General features: G+C 40.1%; 18 protein-coding genes. 13 read left to right on the top strand and 5 right to left on the bottom strand.

All coding sequences use genetic code 11. The annotated features are described in order from the left end of the window. Position 1 precedes the first annotated feature (1 nt). Positions 2 to 1,558 (bottom strand): PglZ domain-containing protein, encoded by a 1,557-nt coding sequence (locus M0R16_02655; GenBank protein ID MCK9611783.1) that lies wholly within the window; start codon positions 1,556 to 1,558, stop codon positions 2 to 4. Between the two features lie 82 nt (positions 1,559 to 1,640). On the opposite strand from M0R16_02655, the gene M0R16_02650 reads away from it, so the two are divergent. From M0R16_02650 to M0R16_02600, 11 genes are all read left to right on the top strand, one after another. Then, complete coding sequence (locus M0R16_02650) at positions 1,641 to 2,870, top strand: HD domain-containing protein (GenBank protein MCK9611782.1); 1,230 nt, start codon at positions 1,641 to 1,643, stop codon at positions 2,868 to 2,870. An 87-nt stretch (positions 2,871 to 2,957) separates the two neighbouring features. Further along, positions 2,958 to 5,762: an insulinase family protein gene (locus M0R16_02645; GenBank protein ID MCK9611781.1), complete on the top strand. Its 2,805-nt coding sequence runs from the start codon at positions 2,958 to 2,960 to the stop codon at positions 5,760 to 5,762. Between the two features lie 112 nt (positions 5,763 to 5,874). Further along, positions 5,875 to 6,123 carry a hypothetical protein gene (locus tag M0R16_02640; GenBank protein ID MCK9611780.1) on the top strand — a complete coding sequence of 83 codons (249 nt, stop codon included), beginning with the start codon at positions 5,875 to 5,877 and terminating at the stop codon, positions 6,121 to 6,123. 267 nt (positions 6,124 to 6,390) lie between these two features. Continuing rightward, the gene (locus M0R16_02635) at positions 6,391 to 7,311 is read left to right on the top strand and encodes a tetratricopeptide repeat protein (GenBank protein ID MCK9611779.1); all 921 of its coding nucleotides are present in this window, start codon (positions 6,391 to 6,393) and stop codon (positions 7,309 to 7,311) included. Between the two features lie 67 nt (positions 7,312 to 7,378). Continuing rightward, complete coding sequence (locus M0R16_02630) at positions 7,379 to 7,543, top strand: DUF4492 domain-containing protein (protein MCK9611778.1); 165 nt, start codon at positions 7,379 to 7,381, stop codon at positions 7,541 to 7,543. Positions 7,544 to 7,553: 10 nt separating this feature from the next. Continuing rightward, positions 7,554 to 9,095: a cytochrome ubiquinol oxidase subunit I gene (locus M0R16_02625; GenBank protein MCK9611777.1), complete on the top strand. Its 1,542-nt coding sequence runs from the start codon at positions 7,554 to 7,556 to the stop codon at positions 9,093 to 9,095. Continuing rightward, on the top strand, positions 9,088 to 10,218 hold the full coding sequence (gene cydB / locus M0R16_02620) for a cytochrome d ubiquinol oxidase subunit II (protein MCK9611776.1): 1,131 nt from the start codon (positions 9,088 to 9,090) through the stop codon (positions 10,216 to 10,218). Before M0R16_02625 ends, cydB begins: the two co-directional genes overlap by 8 nt. A 203-nt stretch (positions 10,219 to 10,421) precedes the next feature. Then, a complete protein-coding gene (locus tag M0R16_02615) occupies positions 10,422 to 10,823 on the top strand; it encodes an Rrf2 family transcriptional regulator (protein ID MCK9611775.1) in 402 nt (133 codons plus the stop codon). A 200-nt stretch (positions 10,824 to 11,023) separates the two neighbouring features. Continuing rightward, positions 11,024 to 11,887, top strand: a complete 864-nt coding sequence (locus M0R16_02610; GenBank protein MCK9611774.1) for a 4Fe-4S binding protein — start codon at positions 11,024 to 11,026, stop codon at positions 11,885 to 11,887. Positions 11,888 to 11,935: 48 nt separating this feature from the next. After that, on the top strand, positions 11,936 to 13,582 hold the full coding sequence (hcp, locus tag M0R16_02605; GenBank protein ID MCK9611773.1) for a hydroxylamine reductase: 1,647 nt from the start codon (positions 11,936 to 11,938) through the stop codon (positions 13,580 to 13,582). Between the two features lie 272 nt (positions 13,583 to 13,854). Beyond that, on the top strand, positions 13,855 to 14,877 hold the full coding sequence (locus M0R16_02600; GenBank protein MCK9611772.1) for a branched-chain amino acid aminotransferase: 1,023 nt from the start codon (positions 13,855 to 13,857) through the stop codon (positions 14,875 to 14,877). A gap of 13 nt (positions 14,878 to 14,890) precedes the next feature. Here the strand turns inward: M0R16_02600 and lpxD are convergent, their stop codons facing one another. The 3 genes from lpxD to htpG all read right to left on the bottom strand — a co-directional run bounded on the left by lpxD (position 14,891) and on the right by htpG (position 19,184). After that, positions 14,891 to 15,943: a UDP-3-O-(3-hydroxymyristoyl)glucosamine N-acyltransferase gene (lpxD, locus tag M0R16_02595; protein ID MCK9611771.1), complete on the bottom strand. Its 1,053-nt coding sequence runs from the start codon at positions 15,941 to 15,943 to the stop codon at positions 14,891 to 14,893. Positions 15,944 to 16,088: 145 nt separating this feature from the next. Continuing rightward, entirely contained in the window at positions 16,089 to 17,045 is a 957-nt protein-coding gene (locus M0R16_02590; protein ID MCK9611770.1) for an alpha/beta hydrolase, read from the bottom strand. Positions 17,046 to 17,279: 234 nt separating this feature from the next. Then, entirely contained in the window at positions 17,280 to 19,184 is a 1,905-nt protein-coding gene (gene htpG, locus M0R16_02585; GenBank protein MCK9611769.1) for a molecular chaperone HtpG, read from the bottom strand. A gap of 131 nt (positions 19,185 to 19,315) precedes the next feature. On the opposite strand from htpG, the gene dacB reads away from it, so the two are divergent. Beyond that, entirely contained in the window at positions 19,316 to 20,833 is a 1,518-nt protein-coding gene (gene dacB / locus M0R16_02580; GenBank protein ID MCK9611768.1) for a D-alanyl-D-alanine carboxypeptidase/D-alanyl-D-alanine-endopeptidase, read from the top strand. 166 nt (positions 20,834 to 20,999) lie between these two features. After that, entirely contained in the window at positions 21,000 to 22,919 is a 1,920-nt protein-coding gene (gene dnaK, locus M0R16_02575) for a molecular chaperone DnaK (protein ID MCK9611767.1), read from the top strand. A 55-nt stretch (positions 22,920 to 22,974) separates the two neighbouring features. On the opposite strand, the gene M0R16_02570 is transcribed toward dnaK, so the two are convergent. After that, positions 22,975 to 24,375, bottom strand: a complete 1,401-nt coding sequence (locus M0R16_02570; protein MCK9611766.1) for a TlpA family protein disulfide reductase — start codon at positions 24,373 to 24,375, stop codon at positions 22,975 to 22,977. Positions 24,376 to 24,410 lie beyond the last annotated feature (35 nt).

The raw sequence follows: 24,410 nt of genomic DNA, 5'->3' as shown, positions 1-24,410 counted from the left end.
TTTATTTGGGACTTAAATAAATTATAGGAATTAAAATCTCTTCCATCGAAATGCCGCCATGTTGGAAAGTGTTTTTATAATAGCTTACATAATAATGAAAGTTATTGGGATATGCAAAAAAGTCATTCTCCTTACAAAAAACATAAGAAGTGCTGACATTAATCCGTGGCAGAAAAATATCCTGTGGGTTTCTGACTTCAAAAACATCTTTTTTTTCATACCCCAGCGTCCTGCCGTATTTGTAGCGCAGGTTGGTATTAGTATTTTTGTCGCCTATAATCCTGACAGGGTTTACCACTTTAACACTTCCGTGGTCAGTAGTAATAATAATGTTGGCTCCCTGTTCCGAAATATACCTGATAACATCAAACAGAGGCGAATGTCTGAACCACGACAAGGTTATAGAACGATAAGCGGGTTCATCATCAGCCAACTCCCGTATCACCTCCATGTCGGTACGTGCATGAGAAAGCATATCCACAAAATTATAAACCAGAATATTTAGTTTATTCGACATAAGATTGGGTAGGTTTTCCACATATTTCTTCCCGGCATTGATGTTTAATATTTTAGAATAATTGTATTTAATATCTTTTCCATAACGTTTCAGTAACTCCCCGAACAATTCATTTTCAAACTGGTTTTTGGTTCCTTCATCTTCTTCGTATATCCAGTATTTGGGATATTTACGTTCAATCTCGGTTGGCAAAAGCCCTGCAAAAAGGGCATTACGGGCATATTGAGTTGCTGAAGGCAGAATGCTGTAATACAGTTCATCGTTCTGAACTCTGTAAAACTCTTCAATCACAGGTTGAAGCACTTTCCATTGGTCGTATCTGAGGTTGTCAATAACAATTAAAAACAAGGGTTTAGGCTCGTTTAAATGCGGAAATAATTTTTCTTTTACAAGAGTATGAGAAAGAACAGGTGTGTTATTGTCTTTTCCGGAAAGCCATTTGATATAATTATTTTCATAAAACTTTGAAAACATAGTATTGGCTTCCGCCTTCTGAAGGCGCAACACTTCGTTCATTGACTCATCGTTTGATTTTTCGAGCTCCAGTTCCCAAAAAGTCATTTTTTTATAAACCTCTATCCATTCATCATGCGTCAGGCGGTTCGAAATTTCCATGCCGATGTTGCGGAATTGCTGCTGATAAGCCTGAGTGGTTTTCTCACTGACAATACGTTTGTTGTCAAGGTTTTTTTTCAGGCAAAGCAGTATCTGGTGAGGGTTCACAGGCTTGATAAGATAATCGGAAATGTTGGAGCCTATGGCGTCTTCCATGGTATGTTCATGTTCGTTGCGTGTTATCATCACCACAGGTAAATTGGGATAATTTTTACGTATCTGTGTCAGGGTTTCCAGCCCTGTAATACCCGGCATGTTTTCATCAAGAAAAATAATATCAAAAGGCATTTCATCAATTTGGTCAAGGGCCTCGTCGCCATTATTAGATGTGAAAACATCATACCCTTTTTCTTTAAGAAACAGTATGTGAGGCTTCAGCAGGTCTATCTCATCATCCACCCAAAGTATTTTGAATTTGTTGCTCATAATTTAATTCGTTTAATAAAAAATTTCGTAATATTGACACGGATTCAAAGAACAAAGATACACAAATAAGAAGCTTTTTCCCGTGACTCATAACAAAAGAAAAATTATTAACGACCCGGTACACGGTTTTATTACTGTTCCCAACGAGTTGCTCTTTGACATTATGGAACACCACTATTTTCAGAGGCTGCGTTATATAAAACAGCTCGGGCTCACCTATCTTGTATATCCGGGTGCCAACCATACACGGTTTCAGCATGCGCTTGGCTCCATGCATCTAATGACACAGGCTGTGGAAATGCTGAAAGTCAAGGAAATAGATTTAACAAACGAGGAAATTCAGGGACTGTACCTTGCCATATTACTGCACGACATCGGCCACGGGCCTTTTTCGCATGCCCTGGAACATACGCTGGTTGAAAATGTCAGCCACGAAATGCTTTCTCTCATTTTTTTTAGCCGCCTGAATAAAATTTTTCACGGGCAGCTTGATATGGCGATACAGATTTTCTCCAACACATATCCTAAAAATTTTCTTCATCAACTTGTTGCCGGCCAGATGGATATGGACCGTCTCGACTACCTGATGCGCGACAGCTTTTTTACCGGAGTATCCGAAGGTGTGATTGGCACCGACCGTATCATAAAAATGCTCAATGTTTTTAACGATGAACTGGTGGTAGATGTCAAAGGCATCTATTCCATTGAAAAATTTATTGTGGCCCGTCGCCTTATGTATTGGCAGGTTTACCTGCATAAAACAGTAATTTCGGCAGAACAGCTTCTGATAAATATTCTGAAACGCGCCAAATATCTTTGTGAACGGAATGAAAAAATTTTTACAACCCCGGCAATGGAAATTTTTTTAAAAAATACCTATTGCCTGAATGATTTCGAATCAAACCCTGACTTGCTTGACAAGTTTGCAGAACTTGATGACCATGATGTATTTTTTCTAATAAAAATGTGGACAAAAGCAGATGACAAAGTACTATCATTATTAAGTCGTAAATTGGTGAACCGCAGTTTGTTACAAATTGAAATAGGCGATACTCCTTTTGACGAATGTTATATTTCGGAAATTAAAAACAAAACCATAAAAAAGTATGGTGTCAGCGATGAGGAAGCCGCTTATTTTGTTTTTACTGACGAAATTGTCAATAATGCTTATAACCCATATTTTGACAATATTAATATACTTTTCAAAGACAATAAAGTGCTTGACATCTCAAAAAGTTCAGAACAGCTTAATATAGAGTTGTTGTCGAAAACTATCAGGAAACATTATTTGTGTTATCCGAAAAATTTGTAACAAACAATAAATACCTCTGTCTGAAAGTTATCTTAATTATCTTTGCATGATCTGAAAAATGTATTAAACCAAAAACATAATCAAACAATGAAAAAATTACTGCTTTTCTTATTATGTGCGCTGTTTCTGACAGGGATCAGTTCTTACGCACAGGACCTAAACGCAAAAATCCCGGTGTACGACAAGATTAAGATTGGGACATTGACCAACGGGTTGAAATATTATATCCGTTACAATGCAAAACCGGAGAAAAAAGTGGAGCTGCGCCTTGCCGTCAATGCGGGTTCCATCCTTGAGGATGATGACCAGCAGGGCCTGGCGCACTTCATGGAACACATGAATTTTAACGGATTGAAGCATTTTCCCGGTAACGAACTGGTGCATTATTTACAAAGCATCGGAGTCGCTTTTGGAAATGACCTCAACGCTTATACCGGTTTTGACCAGACCGTTTATATGCTTCCCTTCCCGAGTGAAGACCCCGAAAAAGTTGATAAGTCTTTTACCGTTATTGCCGACTGGGCCCAGGGTTCACTGCTCACAAACGAGGAAATTGACAAGGAACGCGGCGTGATACTTTCGGAAAGCCGCCTTGGCAAAGGCGCCGATGACAGGATGATGAAAATATGGCTGCCGCTGATGCTCAACGGCTCAAAATATGGCAACCGCCTGCCCATAGGCAAAGATTCCATCATCGAAAAATTCGATTACAGTGTGCTGCGCCGTTTTTATAATAGCTGGTATCGTCCTAATCTTCAGGCGGTTATCGTAGTTGGCGACATGCCGGTAGAAAAGGTAGAACAGATCATTAAAGAAAAGTTCAGCAGTCTGACAAATCCTGTACCCGAGCCAAAAAGACAGGAACTGTTTGAATTAAGGCCTTTTACCGAAAGCCGTGCCGTAGTGGTCAGCGACCCCGAAGCCGACATGACCTTTGTAAATATCATGGGAAGCTCGCACGAAAAGAAACCTTCGGTGACCGGGGCAGATTACCTGAAAGATGTTATCAATCAGCTGGCATCAAATATGATCTCTTCGAGGCTTGACGAACTGGTCAGCTCACCAAACCCGCCGTTCATATATGCCTATACTTACCTTGGAGGCTGGGCCAGGGGCTATGAGAACTTTAACGGCGGAGCTATGTGCAGTGCCGACGGCATTCAGAAAGCCATTCAGGCGCTGGTGATAGAATGCCTGCGTGCCAAGAAATTCGGCTTCACCGAACAGGAACTGGCAAGAGCAAAAGCAGCCACACTGGCACGGTACGAAAAGTTGTACAACGAGCGTGACAAAACCGAATCGAACCGCCTGGTGGGGGAATATGTAAACAATTACCTGGAACAGGAACCCATACCCGGAATAGAATGGGAATATAACTTCGTAAAGACCCATATTGATAAGATTAAACTCAGCGATCTTGAAGAGTTTCGCGGTAAGATAGACATTGACAATAATTATTTCAGTTTTATTACTACAAAAACATCCGATAAACTGCCCACAAATGTGCAGTTGAAAAGCTGGATAGACGAAGCCCTGAAAAGCAACATCACCGCTTACCAGGAAAAACAGATCGCTTCAAGCCTGCTGAAGAAAGATCCGCAACCCGGAAAGATCGTGAACACAGTTAAGAACGACAAACTTGGTACCACCACCTATACACTCAGTAACGGCGCCATCGTTTGCTTAAAGCCTACTGATTTCAAAAATGACGAGATACTGTTCAAAGGCTCTAAGGTGGGAGGTTACAGCGCATACACCGGAAAAGATTACCAGAGCGGACAGTACTGCAACAACGTAACAGAAGAAATGGGCTACGGCGAATTTTCGGCTACCGACCTTGATAAATTCCTTTCGGGAAAAGTAGTGAGAGTTACTCCGGTAGTGGATGACTATACCGAATACATTTCGGGCAATAGCAGCGTAAAGGACATGGAAAGCATGTTCCAGCTTATCTACCTGAAAAGTACCGAACCGCGCAAAGACCCCGATGCCTTCAAATCTTTTATCACCCGATCAAAACAACAGCTCGAGCTGCTGAAACAAAACCCCGAAAACCTCTTTGTCGACACACTTTATAATACTATATACCAGGGGAATCCCAGGGCACACCAGATTTACAACCCATCCGATTACGACAAGATCAATATAGACAATGCCATAGCTTTCTATAAAGAAAGAATAGGTAATCCTTCCGGAATGTATTTCACCTTTGTAGGAACATTCAGCGAAGATAAGATCAAGCCCCTGATTGAAAAGTATATCGGCGGAATTCCGGCCGGAACTTCCAAAGCACAATGCAAAGACCTTGGAATAAATTTCAAGCCGGGGAACAACAGTTTTACTTTGCACAAGGGAAACGAACAGAAAGCAATGTTGCTGCACTACTTTTCAAAACCCATGACATACAATGCCGATGATAACTTCAAACTGAACCAGTTATACAGCCTTATCAACATCAGGATCGTTGACACCATCCGTGAAAAAATGGGTGCTATATACGGCGGCGGCTGTTATGGCTCCATCAATAAATTCCCTAAAGAAGAATACCTGTTACAGTCGTATTTCCCATGCAGCCCCGACAACATCAACAAAGTTGACGAGACCTTTATGCGGCTGGTGGAAGAAACAAAAACCCCAGGCAACATCACCGATAAGGACTGGGAACGCGTTCGCGAGCCGGCCCTGGAAAAATACAGGGTGAACATTAAAAAGAATGACTACTGGCTTAACAACCTGCAGGCTGCTTACATTTATGGCACCGACCCAGAAAGAATTCTCACGGTGGAAAAGCGATTAAAAGAACTGACACCGGCCCTGCTCGGAGAAACAGCACGTAAATTCTTTGTTGATCAGAATACCTTTAAAGGATACTGGCTACCGGAAACAAAATAAGGAAAAGGTCAGAAGCCGGAATTCTGAAGTCAAATTATTTAGATTTTTACCAAAGAGGGCGATGAGAAAAAAAATATAAGCTCTCATCCATTTATCCAATAATAATTTTAATATGAAAAAAGAGATATTAAAACTCAGCAACGAATTAGAAGCATTGAGAATTAAGGATATTTTGGACGGCGTCGGAATTAAATTCATTATCAGAAGTTTTCACGACTCAGTTTACGACGGTATTTTCCAAAACCAATACGGCTGGGGAGTGCTGGAGGCAGATGAAGAAGACGAAACAAGGATACTGGAACTGTTAAAGGGAAAAAGGGACGAGGAAAACCCTAATCAAAATGAAGAAATTCAGGAATAAAACATATTGGATATAAACAAAGCCTTGCTCATACTTGCTCCCGCCACATATTACAACAGCGGCAGCCTACGTAAAACCTCCTTCTACTTTCTTTAAACGGGAGAAAATATGTTTTTTGTATTTCTTTTCTATTGATATCAAACCGTTAGCGGAGTATAATTAAGGATTATTTCTTGATTGTTTATTGCACATTGAGCCATAAAATAATTAAGTATTTATTTGCTCAAAAGTATGAATTTATTATTTTTGCTGAAAATCAATATCTTTATGAATTCAAAGTTCAGCATTTCATTAATTGTTTTTATTTTATTAGAAACTTTTTCATTGCATTCACAGACCGCCGAGGAACTTTTCCGTTCGGGTTTTGCGAAATACCAAAACAATGATTTTGCAGGAGCCGTGAGCGATTACTCCCAGGTAATTCTTATGAAACCCGATTATGCCGATGCCTATTTCAACCGTGCCATTGCCTACGAAAAGACCAGAAACTTCAAGGCCGCCCTGGCCGATTATTCTACCGTTATCTCGCTCAACGTATCCGATGCTAACGCATACCTGAACCGAGGAATGCTTTATGCTGAAACTAACAAACCAAAAAATGCACTTGCCGATTTTAACAAAGCGCTTGAACTCAAACCCGATTTTTCCAACGCATACTATCAGAGGGCGATGCTTTACCGTAACATCAGCCAGGATTCGCTGGCAATAAAAGACCTTTTTTCATTTCTTACATACCATCCCGGAAGTGTAAGCGGAAATTTAGCCCTTGCAAACCTTTATGATGAGATGGAAGAATATGATGCCGCTATAAAAATTTATTCGCAAATTATCAAGCTGGAACCCTCTCACGCAAAAGCTTATTACAACAGGGCTTACGACTACGACATCGTGGCAAAAACCACACTCGCCATAGAAGATTATTCCAAAGCCATAGAACTTGATTCCACTTATTCAGATGCATATTTTAACCGCGCCTATGCTTTTTATGAAATGAATGAGTTTGACAAAGCCATTGAGGACTATTCAAAAGTAATAGCTCTGGAGCCTGAAAGCGCTGATGCATACATCAATCTGGGCATAGCAAAGATAAGCGCCGGCAGGAAAAGTGAGGGCTGTGGCTGCATTGAAAAAGCTGCTTTGCTGGGCGACAAAACAGCAAAAAAATATTACTCCGCCAACTGTAAATAAACAGCACTTGAAAAGAAAAAATATTTTCAGCAGAATATTTTACTTTTATTACGATGGCTTTCGGAGTATGACCATCGGCAAAAAACTGTGGAGTATCATCCTGATAAAACTATTCATCATGTTTGTGGTGCTGAAACTTTTTTTCTTTCCCGATTTCCTGAAAAGCAATTTTGAAAATGACGAACAGCGTGGCGATTACGTAATAGAGCAACTGACAAAATCACATAAATAAAGCAAAGTTTATGATAGCTGAAATTGATGTTTCATTGGTGGACTGGTCAAGGGCACAATTTGCGCTAACGGCTATTTACCATTGGTTTTTTGTCCCGATAACTCTCGGCCTTTCTTTTATAGTGGCCTTCATGGAAACCATTTATGTAAAAACCGGAAAAGAAGAATGGAAAAGGACCACAAAATTCTGGATGAAACTCTTCGGGATAAACTTTGCTATAGGAGTGGCCACCGGCATCATCCTGGAGTTTGAATTTGGCACCAACTGGTCGAATTATTCCTGGTTTGTGGGCGATATTTTCGGGGCGCCCTTAGCAATAGAAGGAATATTAGCCTTTTTCCTTGAATCAACTTTTATAGCTGTGATGTTCTTTGGGTGGAATAAAGTCGGGAAAAAATTTCACCTTGCCTCCACCTGGCTGGTAGCTTTCGGGGCAAGTTTGTCGGCTTTATGGATACTGGTGGCCAACGCCTGGATGCAATACCCCGTAGGCATGGAGTTCAACCCCGAAACAGCCCGCAGCGAGATGAAAAATTTCTGGGAAGTGCTGCTTTCGCCGGTTGCCGTGAACAAATTTTTACACACGATAACTTCCGCCTATGTCGTTGCTTCCATTTTTGTTATCAGCATCAGTTCCTGGTACCTTCTTAAAAAACGCGAACTGCTGCTGGCCAAGAAAAGCATCCTCATAAGTTCTGTCTTCGGCCTTTTATCTGCCTTGTTTCTGGCGTTTACCGGCGACGGCTCTGCTTATATGGTGGCACAAAAACAACCTGCAAAGCTGGCAGCAATGGAAGGCTTGTATCAGGGGAAAAGCGGAGCCGGGCTGATATTGGTAGGATTGATGAAACCCGGCGCAAACAAATACAGCGAAGACAACTATTATTTTAAAATCGAAGCGCCAAAGATGCTTTCACTGCTTGGCTACCGCAAATCCAACGCTTATGTGCCCGGCATAAAAGACCTCACCGATGGCAATCCTTCTGAGAATATAATACCAGCTCAGAAAAAAATACAACAGGGGAAATTAGCCATCAATGCACTGGCGGCTTTCAAAGCATTCAAAAAAAATAATGATAATGCCAGGGCTGATTCGGTATTAAAAATCTTTAGGCATAATTTTCAATATATGGGTTACGGTTACCTTAACAACCCGGATGATATTATCCCGAATGTTCCTCTGATTTTCTATAGTTTTCACATCATGGTCGTGCTGGGGATGCTCTTCATTTTATTGTTTATGGCCATGATTTATTTTACACTAAGGAATAAGATCCATACAAAAAAACTACTTTTAAAATCCGCGGTGCTTTTTCTGCCGCTGGGTTTTCTCGCTTCTCAGGCAGGTTGGATAGTGGCAGAAGTTGGCCGGCAACCATGGGCTATTCAAGACTTGTTGCCCACATCCGTTGCCACCACTCACATCAATACATCTTCTGTAATTACAACATTCATCTTGTTTGCCGTTTTGTTTACAGTACTGCTGATAGCCGAAATAAAAATCATGATATCCCAGATTAAAGCCGGGCCGAAAGGAGGTGACAATGTTTGAAAGCTGCTCATATCTTTTTTTACAGCAATACTGGTGGGTCATAGTTTCACTGTTAGCCTCTCTGTTGGTGTTTTTGATGTTTGTGCAGGGAGGGCAAACCCTGTTCGGAAGTATTGCAACCAATGAAGAAGAGAAAACGATGCTGGTAAATTCCACCGGCAGAAAATGGGAATTCACGTTCACCACGCTTGTAACTTTCGGCGGAGCTATGTTTGCAGCATTCCCGAAATTTTATGCCAGCAGTTTCGGTGGCGCATACTGGCTATGGATTGCTATATTGTTCTGTTTTATCATTCAGGCCGTGTCTTATGAGTTCAGAAGAAAAAAAGGAAATTTTCTTGGTGCAAAAACTTACGAAACCTTTTTATACATAAACGGCAGTCTGGGTGTTTTTTTAATAGGCATTGCTGTTGGCACATTCTTCACCGGCTCAGAATTCCGGCTTAACGATATGAACCAGGTGGTATGGCTTAACAACACACGCGGCATTGAAGCAATTTTTAACATTCAGAATGTAGCGCTGGGGTTGTCCGTTTTCTCGCTGGCAAGGGTGCTGGGAGCTTTATATTTTATTAACAACATCCACGACGATAATATTTACCGCAAGTCACGCGGACAGGTTTTATACAATGCCATTGTTTTCCTGATATTTTTCCTGGCATTTTTAGTGATGCTCCTTATTAAGGAAGGCTTTGCATATGACCCTGAAAGCGGAATCGTATCCATAGAAAAATACAAATATTTGAATAATTTCCTTGAAATGCCTTTGGTATTAATCATTTTCCTGCTCGGTGTTATCCTTGTATTGTTGGGTATTAGCATTACAATTTTTGGTAAAAGCAGAAAAGGGATTTGGTTCTCCGGAAGCGGAACAGTGCTGGCAGTATTTGCGCTGATGCTCGCAGTCGGACTGAACAATACATCCTTTTATCCATCCTTTGCCGACCTGCAAAGCTCTCTCACCATACAGAACAGCTCTTCAAGCGAATATACGCTGACAGCGATGAGCTATGTTTCGTTGGTTGTGCCTTTTGTTATACTTTATATCTTTTTTGCCTGGAGAGCCATCGACAGAAAAAAAATTGACAAAGAAGATATTGAAAACTCTGAACATAAATATTAACAATAAAAAAATAAAAAAGCCCCGTAGGGGCGACATTATGGTATAACAAAAACATCCGATATGTACGACTCCATCCTCGCATCCGTATTATGGTATTTAAGCTGGCCGGCACTTATCTTTATATGCTACCTGCTCATACGAAAAGCCTTGAAACATTTTGAAAACAAGTATGTTAACGAAAAATAACTTATAAAACTCCACCCATGTCACAGATAGTTAATATCTCCGAAGCGGCATCCATAGGCATACACGTCATTGTGCTTATCGCCCGTTCCAAAAACGTCAACATGAACGTGAAAAAATTATCCGAACTTACCGGAGCCTCAAAAAATCATATTGCCAAAGTGATGCAGCGTCTGGTGAAATACAACTTTGTGAAATCCACCCGCGGCCCTTCTGGTGGTTTTGTGCTCAACAAACCGCCCGAAGAGATCACCCTGCTAAATGTTTATGAAGCTCTGGAAGGAGAACTCACTATGACGGACTGCCCCTATGGACACCAGATATGCCCTTTCAATGACTGCATCATGGGAGGTGTGGTTCACAAGGTTGCTGATGAACTGCGCAACTATTTCAAAAACCGGAAAGTCAGTGATATGATATAAATTTATTGAAATTTTCAATTTTGAAGATATTTTACTCTAATATTTTCAAAATTTTCCATATACTTTACCCCTTTGGGATTATAAATTAATAACATATCTAGCACATTTTCTGTACTTTACAATTTATAATGTTCATTTACGTTTTATTAAAAAATAATTATTATATTTGCGTAATTAAATACCTGTTTAAATAAAAAGTAATGAAAAGAACCATCATTAAAATTGACGAAGACAAATGTACTGGCTGTGGATTATGCGTAAGTGGCTGCCACGAAGGAGCCTTACAGATAATTGACAACAAAGCCCGTCTGGTAAGTGAATTGTTTTGTGACGGTCTGGGCGCTTGTATAGGTGAATGCCCAGAAGGAGCCATCACACTGGAGGAACGCGAAGCCGAACCTTACAGCGAAGTTCAGGTTATGGAACGCATCGTCAAATCGGGGAAGTCTACCATATTAGCTCACCTCAGGCATTTGCGCGACCATAACGAAAAAGAATATGTTAAACAGGCCGTGCTGTTTTTAAAAGAAAAAAATTTATTTCCAGAACTAATAGATGAATTTAAAATGGAAACACACACTCAACAACATCACCATCATCATGGCGGTAGCTGTCCGGGTTCAAAAATGGTGGATTTCAGAGCAGAAAAACCAGTAAACAACAATAGTAAAGTAACTGTAAACTCCCAACTGAAACAATGGCCTGTTCAACTTCATCTGCTGAATCCTACGGCGCCCTACTTCAGAAATGCCGATGTGTTGATTGCCGCTGACTGTGTAGCGTATGCTTACGGAAATTTTCACAATGATCTCCTGAAAGGAAAATCTCTTATCATTGCTTGCCCAAAACTTGACTCCAATCTGGAATCATACATTGAAAAAATCAAAATAATGATTGATGAAGCAAAAGTCAACACTATCACTGTTGTCATGATGGAAGTGCCTTGTTGCGGGGGAATGCTACAGATAACAAAATCTGCCCTGCAGCAGGCATCGCGCAAAGTACCTCTTAAAGCAATTTACATTAGTATAAAAGGGGATGTGCTGAAAGAAGAATGGATTTAAATACAAAATATTATATTTACAAAAAAAAAGGAGGAAAAAACTATGAGTATGTTTTGTTATCAGTGCCAGGAAACCGCAAAAGGTATAGGATGTACCATCAGCGGCGTATGTGGTAAAAAAGAAGATGTTTCGAATCTGCAGGATTTGCTGATTCACATTTTAAAGGGTATTTCGTTATACAGCAACGAAGCCCGTAAAACAGATTTTGATGATTCAAAAATCAACAGGTTTATAATAGAAAGCCTGTTTACAACCATCACAAATGCCAATTTCGACAAAGAGGTTTTCTACAAAAGAGTACGTAAGGCTCTGGAATGGAGAGATTTAGTAAAAAATCACTGCATTTCCAAAAACCTTGACATAAGTCATATCACACACGATAGTGCGGTATGGTCAGGAACTTCAGAAGCTGAAATGGAAGAAAAGTCAAAATCTGTTGGAATTTTATCATATGAAAATGAAGATATTCGTTCCCTTGTACACCTTATGCTTTTTGGTGTAAAAGGCATGGCAGCCTACGCTGAACATGCTTCAAACCTTGGCCATGAGAATGAAGAAATTCATGCATTTGTTCAGAAAGCTCTGGCTGAAAGCACACGCAACGACCTCACTGCTGATTACCTCATTTCGTTGGTAATGGAAACCGGTAAATACGGTGTTGAAGTAATGTCACTACTGGACAAAGCCAATACCGGACGTTATGGTAATCCGGAAATCACCAAAGTGAATATCGGCGTAAAAAATAATCCGGGCATTCTTATCAGCGGCCACGACTTACGCGATTTGGAAGACTTGCTTGACCAGACAGAAGGTAGTGGTGTCGATGTATATACCCATAGCGAAATGCTTCCCGCTCATTATTTTCCTTTCTTTAAAAAGTATAAATCGTTTGCAGGCAATTACGGCAACGCATGGTGGAAACAGCGCGAAGAATTTGAGCCTTTTAACGGCCCCATACTTTTCACCACAAACTGTATTGTTCCGCCATCGGCAAATGCCACTTACAAAGACCGTGTTTATACTACAGGAGCAGCTGGCTTTACCGGATGTAAACACATTCCCGACCGTGAAAACGGAGGAAAAAAAGATTTTTCTGAAATCATTGAGCATGCAAAAAAATGCAATCCACCTACCGCCATTGAAAATGGTGAGATTATTGGCGGGTTTGCCCATGCTCAGGTAATTGCTCTTGCCGATAAAGTGGTGGAAGCCGTGAAAAGCGGATCCATACGTAAATTCATCGTTATGGCCGGCTGCGACGGAAGAATGAAAGACAGGGATTATTATACTCAGTTTGCTCAAAAACTCCCCAATGATACTATTATCCTTACTGCGGGTTGTGCCAAATATCGATACAACAAACTTCCGCTTGGTGAAATCAATGGTATTCCAAGGGTATTGGATGCCGGGCAATGTAATGATTCTTATTCGTTAGCAGTGATTGCACTAAAACTAAAAGAAGTGTTTAATCTTAACAATATCAACGATTTACCCATAGTTTATAACATAGCATGGTACGAGCAAAAGGCAGTAATTGTTTTATTATCACTTCTTTACCTCGGTGTCAAAAATATTCATCTGGGGCCCACTCTTCCCGCTTTTCTGTCACCGAATGTTGCAAAAGTTTTGGTTGAGAACTTTAACATTTCAGGAATTACAACACCGGATGAAGATATCAAAATACTGCTGAACTAAACACATTATCATTTGGTTATTTATTCAAAGCAGCAGTCTCAGCATTGTTGTTTATTTCATTTGGCCATCACTGTTTTCCCAGTTGATTTGCCCTCCAATTTCCTATCGCCAAACAGATAATTTTTAACGACAAGCTAAGTAAAAGAAACTATAAAATCAAATTGTGAACTTTCTATGTAAATTTGTGTATTACAAAAATTTTTATCGCAATTTTCGTTTTTTGCATTGAGAATATGCATAAATTAGCACACGTTTATTAAAAATCTAAAGTTATGATAAATATTGACTGGAAAAATTTGTCATTCGGTTATCAAAAAACCGATTATAATGTACGCTGTTACTGGCGTAATGGAAAATGGGGAAAAGTGGAAGTTTCTTCCTCCGAATCAATTAATATTCATATGGCAGCCACTTGCCTGCATTATGGGCAGGAAGCATTTGAAGGCATGAAAGCCTTCTGTTGTAAAGATGGGAAAATTCGTGTTTTTCGCTGGGAGGAAAATGCAAAAAGGTTACAGCGTTCTGCTGCCGGAATAATGATGCAAGCCGTACCACTTGAACTTTTTAAAGAAGCTCTGGAAAAAGTTATTAAACTTAATACTGCTTATATTCCCCCATACGGAACAGGTTCTTCGTTATATATACGCCCCCTGCTGATTGGTAGCGGAGCAAAAGTGGGCGTTCAGCCTTCCGATGAATACTTGTTTATGATATTCGTTACGCCTGTCGGGCCTTATTTTAAAGAAGGATTTAAACCCGTTACTGCGCAAATTATCAGGGATTATGACCGTGCAGCCCCTCTGGGAACCGGAACTATAAAAGTGGGTGGAAATTATGCAGCAAGCCTTATAGCCGGTCAGCGAGCCCACGACGAAGGTTATTCCACAGCATTATTTCTCGATGCCAAAGAAAAGAAATACATTGATGAAGCCGGCCCGGCAAATTTCTTTGCTATAAAAGGCAATAAATATATCACTCCGAAATCGGCATCTATATTACCTTCCATTACAAATATGAGTTTACGTACTCTTGCTGAAGATATGGGCTTGGTGGTCGAACAACGGCCTGTTGCTGTCGAAGAACTCAGCGATTTCGACGAAGTGGGCGCCTGCGGCACCGCGGCAGTAATTTCGCCTCTGAAAAAGATACAGGACCGCGATACGGGAAAGGTTTACGAATATTGTAAAGACGGCAATGCCGGCCCGGTTTCCACAAAACTATATAACCGGTTACGCGCCATACAATACGGCGAAGAACCCGACAAGTTCGGATGGAACCTTGTAATTGAAGAGTAAAATATTACTTACATTACTGCTGAGCTGAAAGTTTTTCTTTCAGCTCTTTTATTTCCTTTTCCATCTCGTCTAAGCGTTTGATGTGCTTCGAAAGGTTGCGGAAATGAACATAAGCACGGCGGTACTCGTTGATATCGAAAGCCGGAGAGCCTTGAACGACAGCATTTTCTGTATTAATGCTGCTGTTGATTCCTGATTGTGCCTGTATCTTCACACCATCAGCAATGTTAACGTGCTGCACCATGCCAGCTTGTCCGCCAATCATGCAATTTTTTCCGATTTTTACAGAACCTGCAATACCCACCTGAGCGACAAGTATGGTATTTTCTCCGATGTCCACATTATGAGCAATCATCACTAAATTGTTGATTTTACACCCTTTGCGAATGATGGTTGACCCAAGCATGGCACGGTCTATACAGGTGTTAGGACCTATATCCACATTGTCTTCTATCACCACATTTCCTGTTTGCGGAATCTTCTTGTACGACTGGTCGTCCTGCTGTATATAACCGTAACCTTCAGCACCTATTACTACACCCGACTGCAGTTTGCAATTGCTGCCTATCACATTATCGGAATAAATGCAAACCGTGGCATACAGGGTGGTGTTGTCTTTAATCTTCACATTATCGCCTATATAGCAGAGGGGATAAATTTTCACGTTATCACCAATCTCTACATTTTCTCCTATAAAAGCCATATCGCCAATGTAACAGTTCTTGCCAATTTTTGCGCTGGGAGAAATACTTGCCTTTGCAGAAATCCCATTTTTGTTTTCTTTTATCTGGTTATACATTTCAAGCAAGGTTGAGAAAGCATCATAAGGGCTGTCCACGCGTATCATGGTGGCGCTGACAGTTTGCTCAGGGACAAAATCTTTTGTGACAATAACAATGCTAGCCTTTGAGTTGTAAACATAGTGCGTGAAAGCGGGGTTTGACAAAAATATCAGCGAGCCCTCTTCGCTTTCTTCTATCTTGGCAAGTTTCCAAACTGTTGCTTCGGGATTGCCTTCCACGGTTCCTTTAAGAACCTGAGCTAATTGTTGTGCGGTAAATTTCATGAGAAATGGTTTGATGAAGCAAAAATAATTGCTTTATTTGAAATAGAGGATTGAAATTTTAGAAGTTTTCAATAGCAAGCTGTTTATTAGACATTTGAAACTTTACAAAATAATTGTTATGATACAGAAAACAGGTTAATTAATTTCAACTACCCGTAATCAATGAACATATCTGAGACATGGCTTGTTTTGATTCCTTTAAAGAAACAAGCATCACCCAGTCGTGAAACATTTTCGGATATTCAAAATAATTCATCGGAACACCCTGCTGCACTGCCATGGATTTCAGCTTGCGGCAATCGGCAATTAATATATCGTATGTACCAATAAATATGCTGATACGGGGAAGGCCTTGCAATGAACCGTAAACGGGGCTAATCAAATAATCAGCAGGGTCGGATGTGCCGGCCCAGGTCTTGCCGGCCAATATTAAATTGTCGGCTCGCAAGGTAACATCTTTCTTCTGTATGTCTTTAATTTCAGGGTTTGTCATTGTTACGTCCAGCCATGGCGATAAAAGAATGAGCTGTTCCGGCAGTTTGTTTCCTTCAAGTTTTTGTTGTTGGGCAAAAGCAAGGGCAAGTCCTCCACCTGCTGAATCGCCCATAAAGATGATGTTTTCAGCGCCTGCCCTGGACAACAAGCTTTTGTAAACGGCAGAGAGCATGGCAAAGGCCTCAGAGTAATTGGAAGCAGGCGCCAGAGGATAATCGGGTACTATAAAAGTACAATGAGTTTCACGCACAATCTTTGCAACAAAATTCCAGTGCTGGCTAAAAATATTATTAATATACGCACCTCCATGAAGAAACAAAACGTATTTACCCGCTTTTTTATCTTTGTGTGCAAAAGTATAAACATTGCGTCCTTGAACTTTTATTGTGTCAATCTGAAATTCTTTCACTATTTTTTTGGGGATGGGCGCTGCATCAGACACATAGTCCTCTCTGGCAAGTTTCCGAGGGATGCTGTTTTTTGGCAAAAACAATTTTGCTGCACATTTTAAAATGCGTGCACCAAAACCTTGAGAAACCTGATGAGTGTAGTGGTAAGATGAGTCTGTAACCGCTTGGGCATCAACTTTAAGTATAAATGAAAACATACTTAATGCAACAACTGTAGTTATAATGTATAACTTTATTTTTTTAAAACTATAAGCGGTTTTAAAAATCGGGCTTTGCATTTTTAAGGGCTTGCATTTCAGCTTGATGTCAAACTATTTACAAACTTAAAAAAATATACAGACACGATGCTCAATATTCAAATATCAGTTCAAATGGCTTGCGGCAAAATAACTACTTGTGATTTTCATCCAAAAATACAAAATAGTAATTCGTCAAACTATCAGCGATATGCTCCTTTTTATAAAACCCGTCAGATCTTCGCCTTTCAGCAGGTTCTGCGCCAGTTTTGCCAGGTCAAAAAACTGTTTTATTAAATCGTTCTGTTTGCTTTCTTCCGCTTCATTGAGAATTTTCAGCATAAAATCATTATTGGTATTTACAACCAGATTGTACATTTCGGGATAGTTGCTCATAAATGGCATACTGCTTCCAATGGCTGCCATATCTTTCATGCGTCTTAAAAATTCAGGCTGAACAATAGTAAAAGGCATATCATCGGATTGCAGGGACTCAAAAACAACCTGAAATTTTTCTTTTGGAATATTACGTTCTATAATTTCTTTCAGTTTGTTTTTTTCATCTTCGTTAATTTTCGAAATAGCGGCCTCTTCTTTTTTCACTAATTTATCTAATGTGTCCGAGTCAACCCGGGCAAAAGAAGAATTGTCCATCTTATGTTCAATCATATTAACAAAATGCATGTCAAGCGGACTGTCCATCACAAGTACATCATAACCGCGTTCGTATGCCGCACTGATAAAACCATGCTGTTCTTCTTTATCAGAAGCATAAAGATATACAAGCTTTTTGTCTTTATCAGTCTGCAAAGGTTCGATATGTTTTTTATACTCTTCTATCGTAAAATACTTATCTTTTGTATTTTTAAAAAGGAAGAATTTTTCGGCGCGTTCATAAAACTTCTCATCCGTTACCATGCCGTAAATAATAAATATTTTCAGGTCATCCCATTTCTTTTCAAAATCTTCGCGCTTATTTTTAAACAACTCTTCCAGTTTATCGGCCACCTTTTTCATGATGTGTGATGAAATCTTCTTGACATTGGGGTCGCTTTGCAGATAGGACCGGGAAACATTCAACGGAATATCGGGCGAGTCAAGAACGCCATGCAGCAGTGTTAGAAAATCTGGCACTATGCCTTCGACGGAATCGGTAACAAAAACCTGATTACAATAAAGCTGTATCTTGTCCCTCTGAACTTCAAAGTTGCGTTTTACCTTGGGAAAGTAAAGAATTCCTGTAAGTTTAAAGGGATAATCCACATTAAGATGAATATAAAACATCGGCTCTTCAAAATTCATCGGGTAGAGTTCATGGTAAAAGCTGTTGTAATCCTCTTCTTTCAGGTCAGCAGGTTTTTTGGTCCAGGCAGGGCTTACATTATTTATAATGCGCGGGTTTTCGACTTCCACGGATTTATCGTTGCCATCTTTATCCTTTTCTCCCTCAACTTTTTCCCATGTTTTTTGCATGCCAAACTGTATGGAAACCGGAAGAAATTTACAGTATTTCTTTAAAATCTCAAGCACACGCGATTCCTGTGCGTATTCTTCCGAGTCTTCGGAAAGATATAGAATAATCTCTGTTCCGCGCGGCTGATTCTTTATTTCCGTCATTGTGTATTCCGGGCTGCCATCGCACACCCATTTCATGGCTTTAGTGTCGCCTTCATCCTGATATGTTTTTGTGCGAATTTCCACTTTCTTTGAAACCATAAAAGCAGAATAAAAACCCAGCCCAAAATGGCCTATCAGAGCTTTCTGGTCGGTTTCGCTTTTACCCATATAGGTTTTCACAAATTCCTCGGCACTCGAAAACGCTATCTGGTTTATATATTTATCAAGCTCTTCTGCTGTCATCCCTATTCCGCGGTCAATCACACTCAGTGTTTTTTTCTTTTCATCAACTTTTACCTGTATGGTAAGGTCACCTAATTCATCTTTGTATTTTCCAAGCGATGAAAGAACTTTAAGCTTTTGAGTAGCATCAACGGCATTAGAAATCAGCTCCCTAAGAAAAATGTCGTGGTCGGAATACAGGAACTTTTTAATAATGGGGAAAATGTTTTCGGTCTGAACATTTATCTTTCCTTTTTGCATAACACTATGTTTTTTTTGATTTCCTGCGGTTGTTCAAACAATGTGCCATTGAAAATGCACTGACAAAATGACCTTGATAATAAAAGGACAGCATTCGTTGTGAGTAAGACAAATTAACTATTTTTGTAAATATGCTGTACATTTTACGAAAAAACAAATGGATTGCCAGTATCTGTTTTTTTATAATAGCTATTTTATTTTCAAAGGCTCTGTTTTCACAGCTAAATGAAGTTGCTGCTGAAATTAAGGCACTTGACAGTGAAATTGAGCTATTAAAAAAAGATGCCTGCCTAAAAAATTCAAGCTGGAGTATATGTGTAACAGAAATTTCCGCCAACACCCTGATAGCTGGTTTTAATTATAATATTGTGCTTGAGCCCGCTTCTGTGATGAAAATTGTTTCAACTTCGGCAACCCTTTCCATATTAGGTGGCTCATACCGCTTTAAAACCAGGCTGGAATATTCGGGAGATATAGATACTGCAGGAACTTTGCACGGCAACCTATACATCACCGGCGGTGGCGACCCTACTATAGGCTCTCAGCGTTTTAATAATAATGTATCTGCCGACAGTGTGTTTGCAAAGTTTTACAAGGCAATGCAAACAAATAACATCAAACAGGTAAAAGGAAACATCATTGCCGACGCGTCCGTTTTCGAAGACAACCCCGCCTCATACAGCTGGTTGTGGGAGGATATAGGAAATTATTATGCATCAGGGGCTTACGGGCTAAATATTTTTGAAAACAGCTACCGCCTGTATTTTAATGCAGGAAATGCCGTGGGTGAAAAGGCCACCCTTACCGAATGTAACCCTGAAATGAAAAATATCAGTTTTATCAATCATGTTACGACAGGGGCAGCAAACAGCGGTGATAATGTGGTAATTTTCGGCGGACCATACACCAACGAGCGTCTACTGGAAGGCACGGTGCCCCTTGGAAAAAAACATTTTGATGTGGATGGCTCCATACCTGACCCGCCAGAGTTTTTTGCCGAATTGTTTTATGAATACCTTTCTGATAAGGGTGTGAGATGCAACGGATACAATACACTGCGTAAGTTAAACTGGTCAGAAAAACATGACAGTTCTCAACGCAAAACACTTTCGGAACATTTTTCGCCTGAACTGAGTGAAATAGTCATTCCTACTAATATTAAAAGTATAAATCTGTTTTCGGAGGCCATGTTAAAAATGGCAGGGAAACTGAAAAAAGGAACGGGCAGCAGCGATGCTGGCATCGAAGCCATAAAAGATTTTTTAAATTCAAAAAAGATTGACCTCAAAGGTTTTAATATGGAAGATGCCTGCGGCCTGTCGCGAAAAAATAAAATAAGTACCAGACAATTATGTAATATTCTCCGAGCCGTTAAGAATGAAAATAGTTTTAACGCTTTTTATGCATCACTGCCTGTTGCCGGGAAATCCGGAGGTATGGCTGCCATGCTGAAAAGCACAACAGCGGAAAATAATCTGCGGGCGAAAACAGGGAATATGGATAAAATAAAGTCTTATGCGGGTTATGTTAATAATGCTTCCGGAAAAGAACTTGCTTTTGCAATAATTTTCAATAACTACACCTGTTCCAACGCTGAAATAAAACAAAAAGCAGAAAAACTCATGCTGCTGATAAGCCAGACAAAATAAATTCTGCCTTTTTGTCATTTATTTCTGACATGATTTTAATGTTTATCAGGTTATTTTATGCCATTATTGCCCGATATTAAACTTTCATTCTGTTGGCATAAACCTTGACAATTGACTTCTGTCAATAAAAAAATCAGAAAATAACAAAAGAAAGGAATAAAATATCATGGCAAAAATTATTGGAATTGATTTAGGTACCACCAACTCTTGCGTTTCAGTAATGGAAGGGAATGAACCTGTTGTAATTCCCAACAGCGAAGGCAAACGTACAACCCCGTCCATTGTGGCATTCACCAGCAACGGTGAACGTAAAGTTGGAGACCCTGCAAAACGCCAGGCGATAACTAATCCAAAAAATACGGTGTATTCAATTAAACGTTTTATGGGCGAAACTTTCGACCGTATGACGAAAGAAATAGGCCGTGTTTCCTTCAAGGTAGAACGGGGCGAAAACAACACACCACGTGTAAAGATCACCGACAGGTTATACACGCCACAGGAAATATCTGCGATGGTGTTGCAGAAAATGAAAAAAACTGCTGAAGATTATCTCGGACATGAGGTACACGATGCTGTGATAACGGTTCCTGCATACTTCAGCGATTCGCAACGCCAGGCAACCAAGGAAGCGGGAGAAATAGCCGGACTTAATGTAAAAAGGATTATAAATGAACCTACTGCTGCTGCACTGGCTTACGGTCTTGACAAAAAAAGCCATGACCTGAAAGTTGCCGTGTACGACCTTGGCGGAGGTACATTTGATATTTCCATACTGGAACTGGGCGATGGTGTTTTCGAAGTTAAATCCACAAATGGAGATACCCATCTCGGCGGCGACGACTTCGACCACAACGTAATAGAATGGCTGGCCCAGGAATTTAAAAGCGAAGAAAATATTGACCTCCGTAAAGACCCGATGGCTCTGCAGCGCCTGAAAGAAGCTGCAGAAAAAGCAAAAATAGAACTTTCAAGTTCCACAGAAACCGACATCAACCTGCCGTATATCACTTCCGTTGACGGAGTTCCCAAGCATTTGGTAAGAAAACTTACACGTGCCAAATTTGAACAACTTTGCGACGAACAGTTCCGTGCAACTATTGAACCCTGCCGCAAAGCATTAGCTGATGCAAACATGAAAGCTTCAGATATTGATGAGGTTATACTTGTTGGCGGCTCAACACGTATCCCAAAGATTCAGAAAATGGTTGAAGAGTTTTTCGGTAAGGTTCCTTCAAAAGGTGTAAACCCTGATGAAGTGGTTGCCGTTGGAGCAGCCATACAGGGAGGTGTCCTGACGGGAGAAGTAAAAGATGTGTTGCTGCTGGATGTTACACCACTATCGCTTGGCATTGAGACACTTGGCGGCGTGATGACCAAACTTATTGAGTCGAATACAACCATTCCAATAAAGAAATCAGAAACTTTTTCTACAGCATCTGACAGCCAAACATCCGTGGAAATACATATACTTCAGGGCGAAAGGCCCATGGCCTCGGGCAACAAGAGTATTGGGCGTTTTCATCTTGATGGAATACCCCCTGCCCCTCGCGGAATTCCTCAGATAGAAGTTACCTTTGACATTGATGCCAATGGCATACTTAACGTTTCTGCCAAGGACAAAGCTACAGGCAAATCACAGCAAATCAGAATTGAGGCCTCTTCGGGCTTAAATGATGCAGAAATAAAACGGATGAAAGACGAAGCCGCTGCTAATGCTGAGTCAGACAAAAAAACCAAAGAACATGCCGACAAGTTAAATGCTGCCGATTCGATGATTTTCACCACCGAGAAACAACTGAAAGAATACGGAGATAAAATCCCTGCAGCTAAAAAAGAACCTATCGAAAGCGCATTGAAAGAATTAAAGGATGCTTACCAGAGCAAAAATATCGAACTCATTGATGCCGCTCTGGCAAAAATAAATACGGTATGGCAGGCTGCCAGCCAGGATATGTACAATGCTTCGCAGCAGGGACAAGGGGCTGCACAGGATGCCGGCCAGCAACAAACTCAAGACCCGGGGAACAACAGCAGCGGAAATGACAATGTTACGGATGTTGATTTTGAAGAAGTAAAAGATAAATAATCCGGCTTTCAAACGAATGAAAAGAGACTTGTTAATCACAGGTCTTTTTTTATACCTAATTCCCTGATTTTATCAGATTATTTAACACAAATTCTATGTTATCGCTGGGCTTTGGTGCAGGACACTTTATTATTTTTCCATTCTTATCAATTAAGGCAAAAGCGGGATATGCGTAAACAGAATATGATTCCAGCAAATCATAATCGCTGTTAAGGTGCAAAAACAACCAGTTGTATTTATTATCGTGTGCAAAATGGTAGGCTTTCATAAACTCACGGTCTGCAGAAACACTGATGAAAACGACCTCATTTCCATAATTTTCACGAAGCTTTTTCATCAGCTCCATTTCTGCTTTACAATCCAGGCACCAGGAGGTAAAAAAATTAAGATATACATAATGCCCAATAAAATCACTAAGCTTCACATAAGAGCCACTTGTACTTTTAAGTTCAAAATCCGGTGCAGGCATGCCCTTGTTCAGCCTTGTCAGATTCTGTAAAATACTGCCTGCAATGTGCTTGTGCTGTTCAAATTTACTTTTCATTGCAATATTTTCCAGTATTGCCACAACATTATTTTTGCTGAAGTCCTTGTTGGCATAACACACATTGAGAAGATATACAGCAACCAATTCCCTGAATTTTTCATTTTTCAGCAAACTGTCTTTTCCAAGAACATCCATCAATTCAAAATAACTTTTGTTGGAATTTACAGGGATATATAAATCGCTCATCAGCACCGGGCGGCTTATGTCATTAAAGTAAGCTTCAAAAAATCCGCTAAAAAAAGATAAATATTCAACATTATCATAAAGGGGTGCTTTTTGATAAAGATAATCCAGAAAAAGTTTGTCAGGACTGGAATACGATGTAAAATGCTTAAGCGAAGCCAGACGGTATTTCAGGTAATCTGAAAAAAACGGGTGCTGAACTCCGGCAAAAGTATCATTGACTGCTATTAAAAAAGTATCCACCTTCGATAGGATTTGTTTTTTATTTAGAAGGTAAACATTTTCACGTAAGAAACTGTTATACATGATGTTCAGTTTTTGCACCAGGGAGTTCAGCTCATTTTTATCTTCAGTAAGCACCCTGACGAAGCATGTAAAAGGGCTCAAGGTATAGTTCACCTTGTCAAATTTTTCATTAAAAACAAGATTTTTTATTTCAACATTATAAGTTTTGTTGGGTTCAAGGTATATCTCGCCGGAGTAATACTCAATGTGTATCACTGCCATAGATGTCCCGTTGATGTTGCCTTTTATAGTAAAACAGCCCAACGAATCAATAACATTTTTTGCTACAGGGACCTCATTCATCGAGAAAAAATCGGAGTATTGTTTCAAGAGTATAGTTTTCCCCTCAGCACCCTTTGCAACTCCGGAAATAGTTACATTTTGTGCACCGGCATTGCTGGCTGCTATCAGCAAAATAAGAAAAAATAAATATCGAAGCAAGCACATAATAATATTAATGTAACGGGAAGAGTTGG

This window comes from Bacteroidales bacterium (genome assembly GCA_023228145.1).
GTDB lineage: Bacteria > Bacteroidota > Bacteroidia > Bacteroidales > CAIWKO01 > CAIWKO01.
Note: the sequence above shows the minus strand (reverse complement) of the source record. Positions and strands in the feature narration are given on the sequence as shown.

Excerpts from the sequence above, each read along its gene's own strand:
- M0R16_02655 (MCK9611783.1), bottom strand. The coding sequence starts at position 1,558 with ATGAGCAACAAATTCAAAATACTTTGGGTGGATGATGAGATAGACCTG.
- M0R16_02645 (MCK9611781.1), top strand. The coding sequence starts at position 2,958 with ATGAAAAAATTACTGCTTTTCTTATTATGTGCGCTGTTTCTGACAGGG.
- M0R16_02640 (MCK9611780.1), top strand. The coding sequence starts at position 5,875 with ATGAAAAAAGAGATATTAAAACTCAGCAACGAATTAGAAGCATTGAGA.
- M0R16_02635 (MCK9611779.1), top strand. The coding sequence starts at position 6,391 with ATGAATTCAAAGTTCAGCATTTCATTAATTGTTTTTATTTTATTAGAA.
- M0R16_02630 (MCK9611778.1), top strand. The coding sequence starts at position 7,379 with ATGACCATCGGCAAAAAACTGTGGAGTATCATCCTGATAAAACTATTC.
- M0R16_02625 (MCK9611777.1), top strand. The coding sequence starts at position 7,554 with ATGATAGCTGAAATTGATGTTTCATTGGTGGACTGGTCAAGGGCACAA.
- cydB (MCK9611776.1), top strand. The coding sequence starts at position 9,088 with ATGTTTGAAAGCTGCTCATATCTTTTTTTACAGCAATACTGGTGGGTC.
- M0R16_02615 (MCK9611775.1), top strand. The coding sequence starts at position 10,422 with ATGTCACAGATAGTTAATATCTCCGAAGCGGCATCCATAGGCATACAC.
- M0R16_02610 (MCK9611774.1), top strand. The coding sequence starts at position 11,024 with ATGAAAAGAACCATCATTAAAATTGACGAAGACAAATGTACTGGCTGT.
- hcp (MCK9611773.1), top strand. The coding sequence starts at position 11,936 with ATGTTTTGTTATCAGTGCCAGGAAACCGCAAAAGGTATAGGATGTACC.
- M0R16_02600 (MCK9611772.1), top strand. The coding sequence starts at position 13,855 with ATGATAAATATTGACTGGAAAAATTTGTCATTCGGTTATCAAAAAACC.
- lpxD (MCK9611771.1), bottom strand. The coding sequence starts at position 15,943 with ATGAAATTTACCGCACAACAATTAGCTCAGGTTCTTAAAGGAACCGTG.
- M0R16_02590 (MCK9611770.1), bottom strand. The coding sequence starts at position 17,045 with ATGTTTTCATTTATACTTAAAGTTGATGCCCAAGCGGTTACAGACTCA.
- htpG (MCK9611769.1), bottom strand. The coding sequence starts at position 19,184 with ATGCAAAAAGGAAAGATAAATGTTCAGACCGAAAACATTTTCCCCATT.
- dacB (MCK9611768.1), top strand. The coding sequence starts at position 19,316 with ATGCTGTACATTTTACGAAAAAACAAATGGATTGCCAGTATCTGTTTT.
- dnaK (MCK9611767.1), top strand. The coding sequence starts at position 21,000 with ATGGCAAAAATTATTGGAATTGATTTAGGTACCACCAACTCTTGCGTT.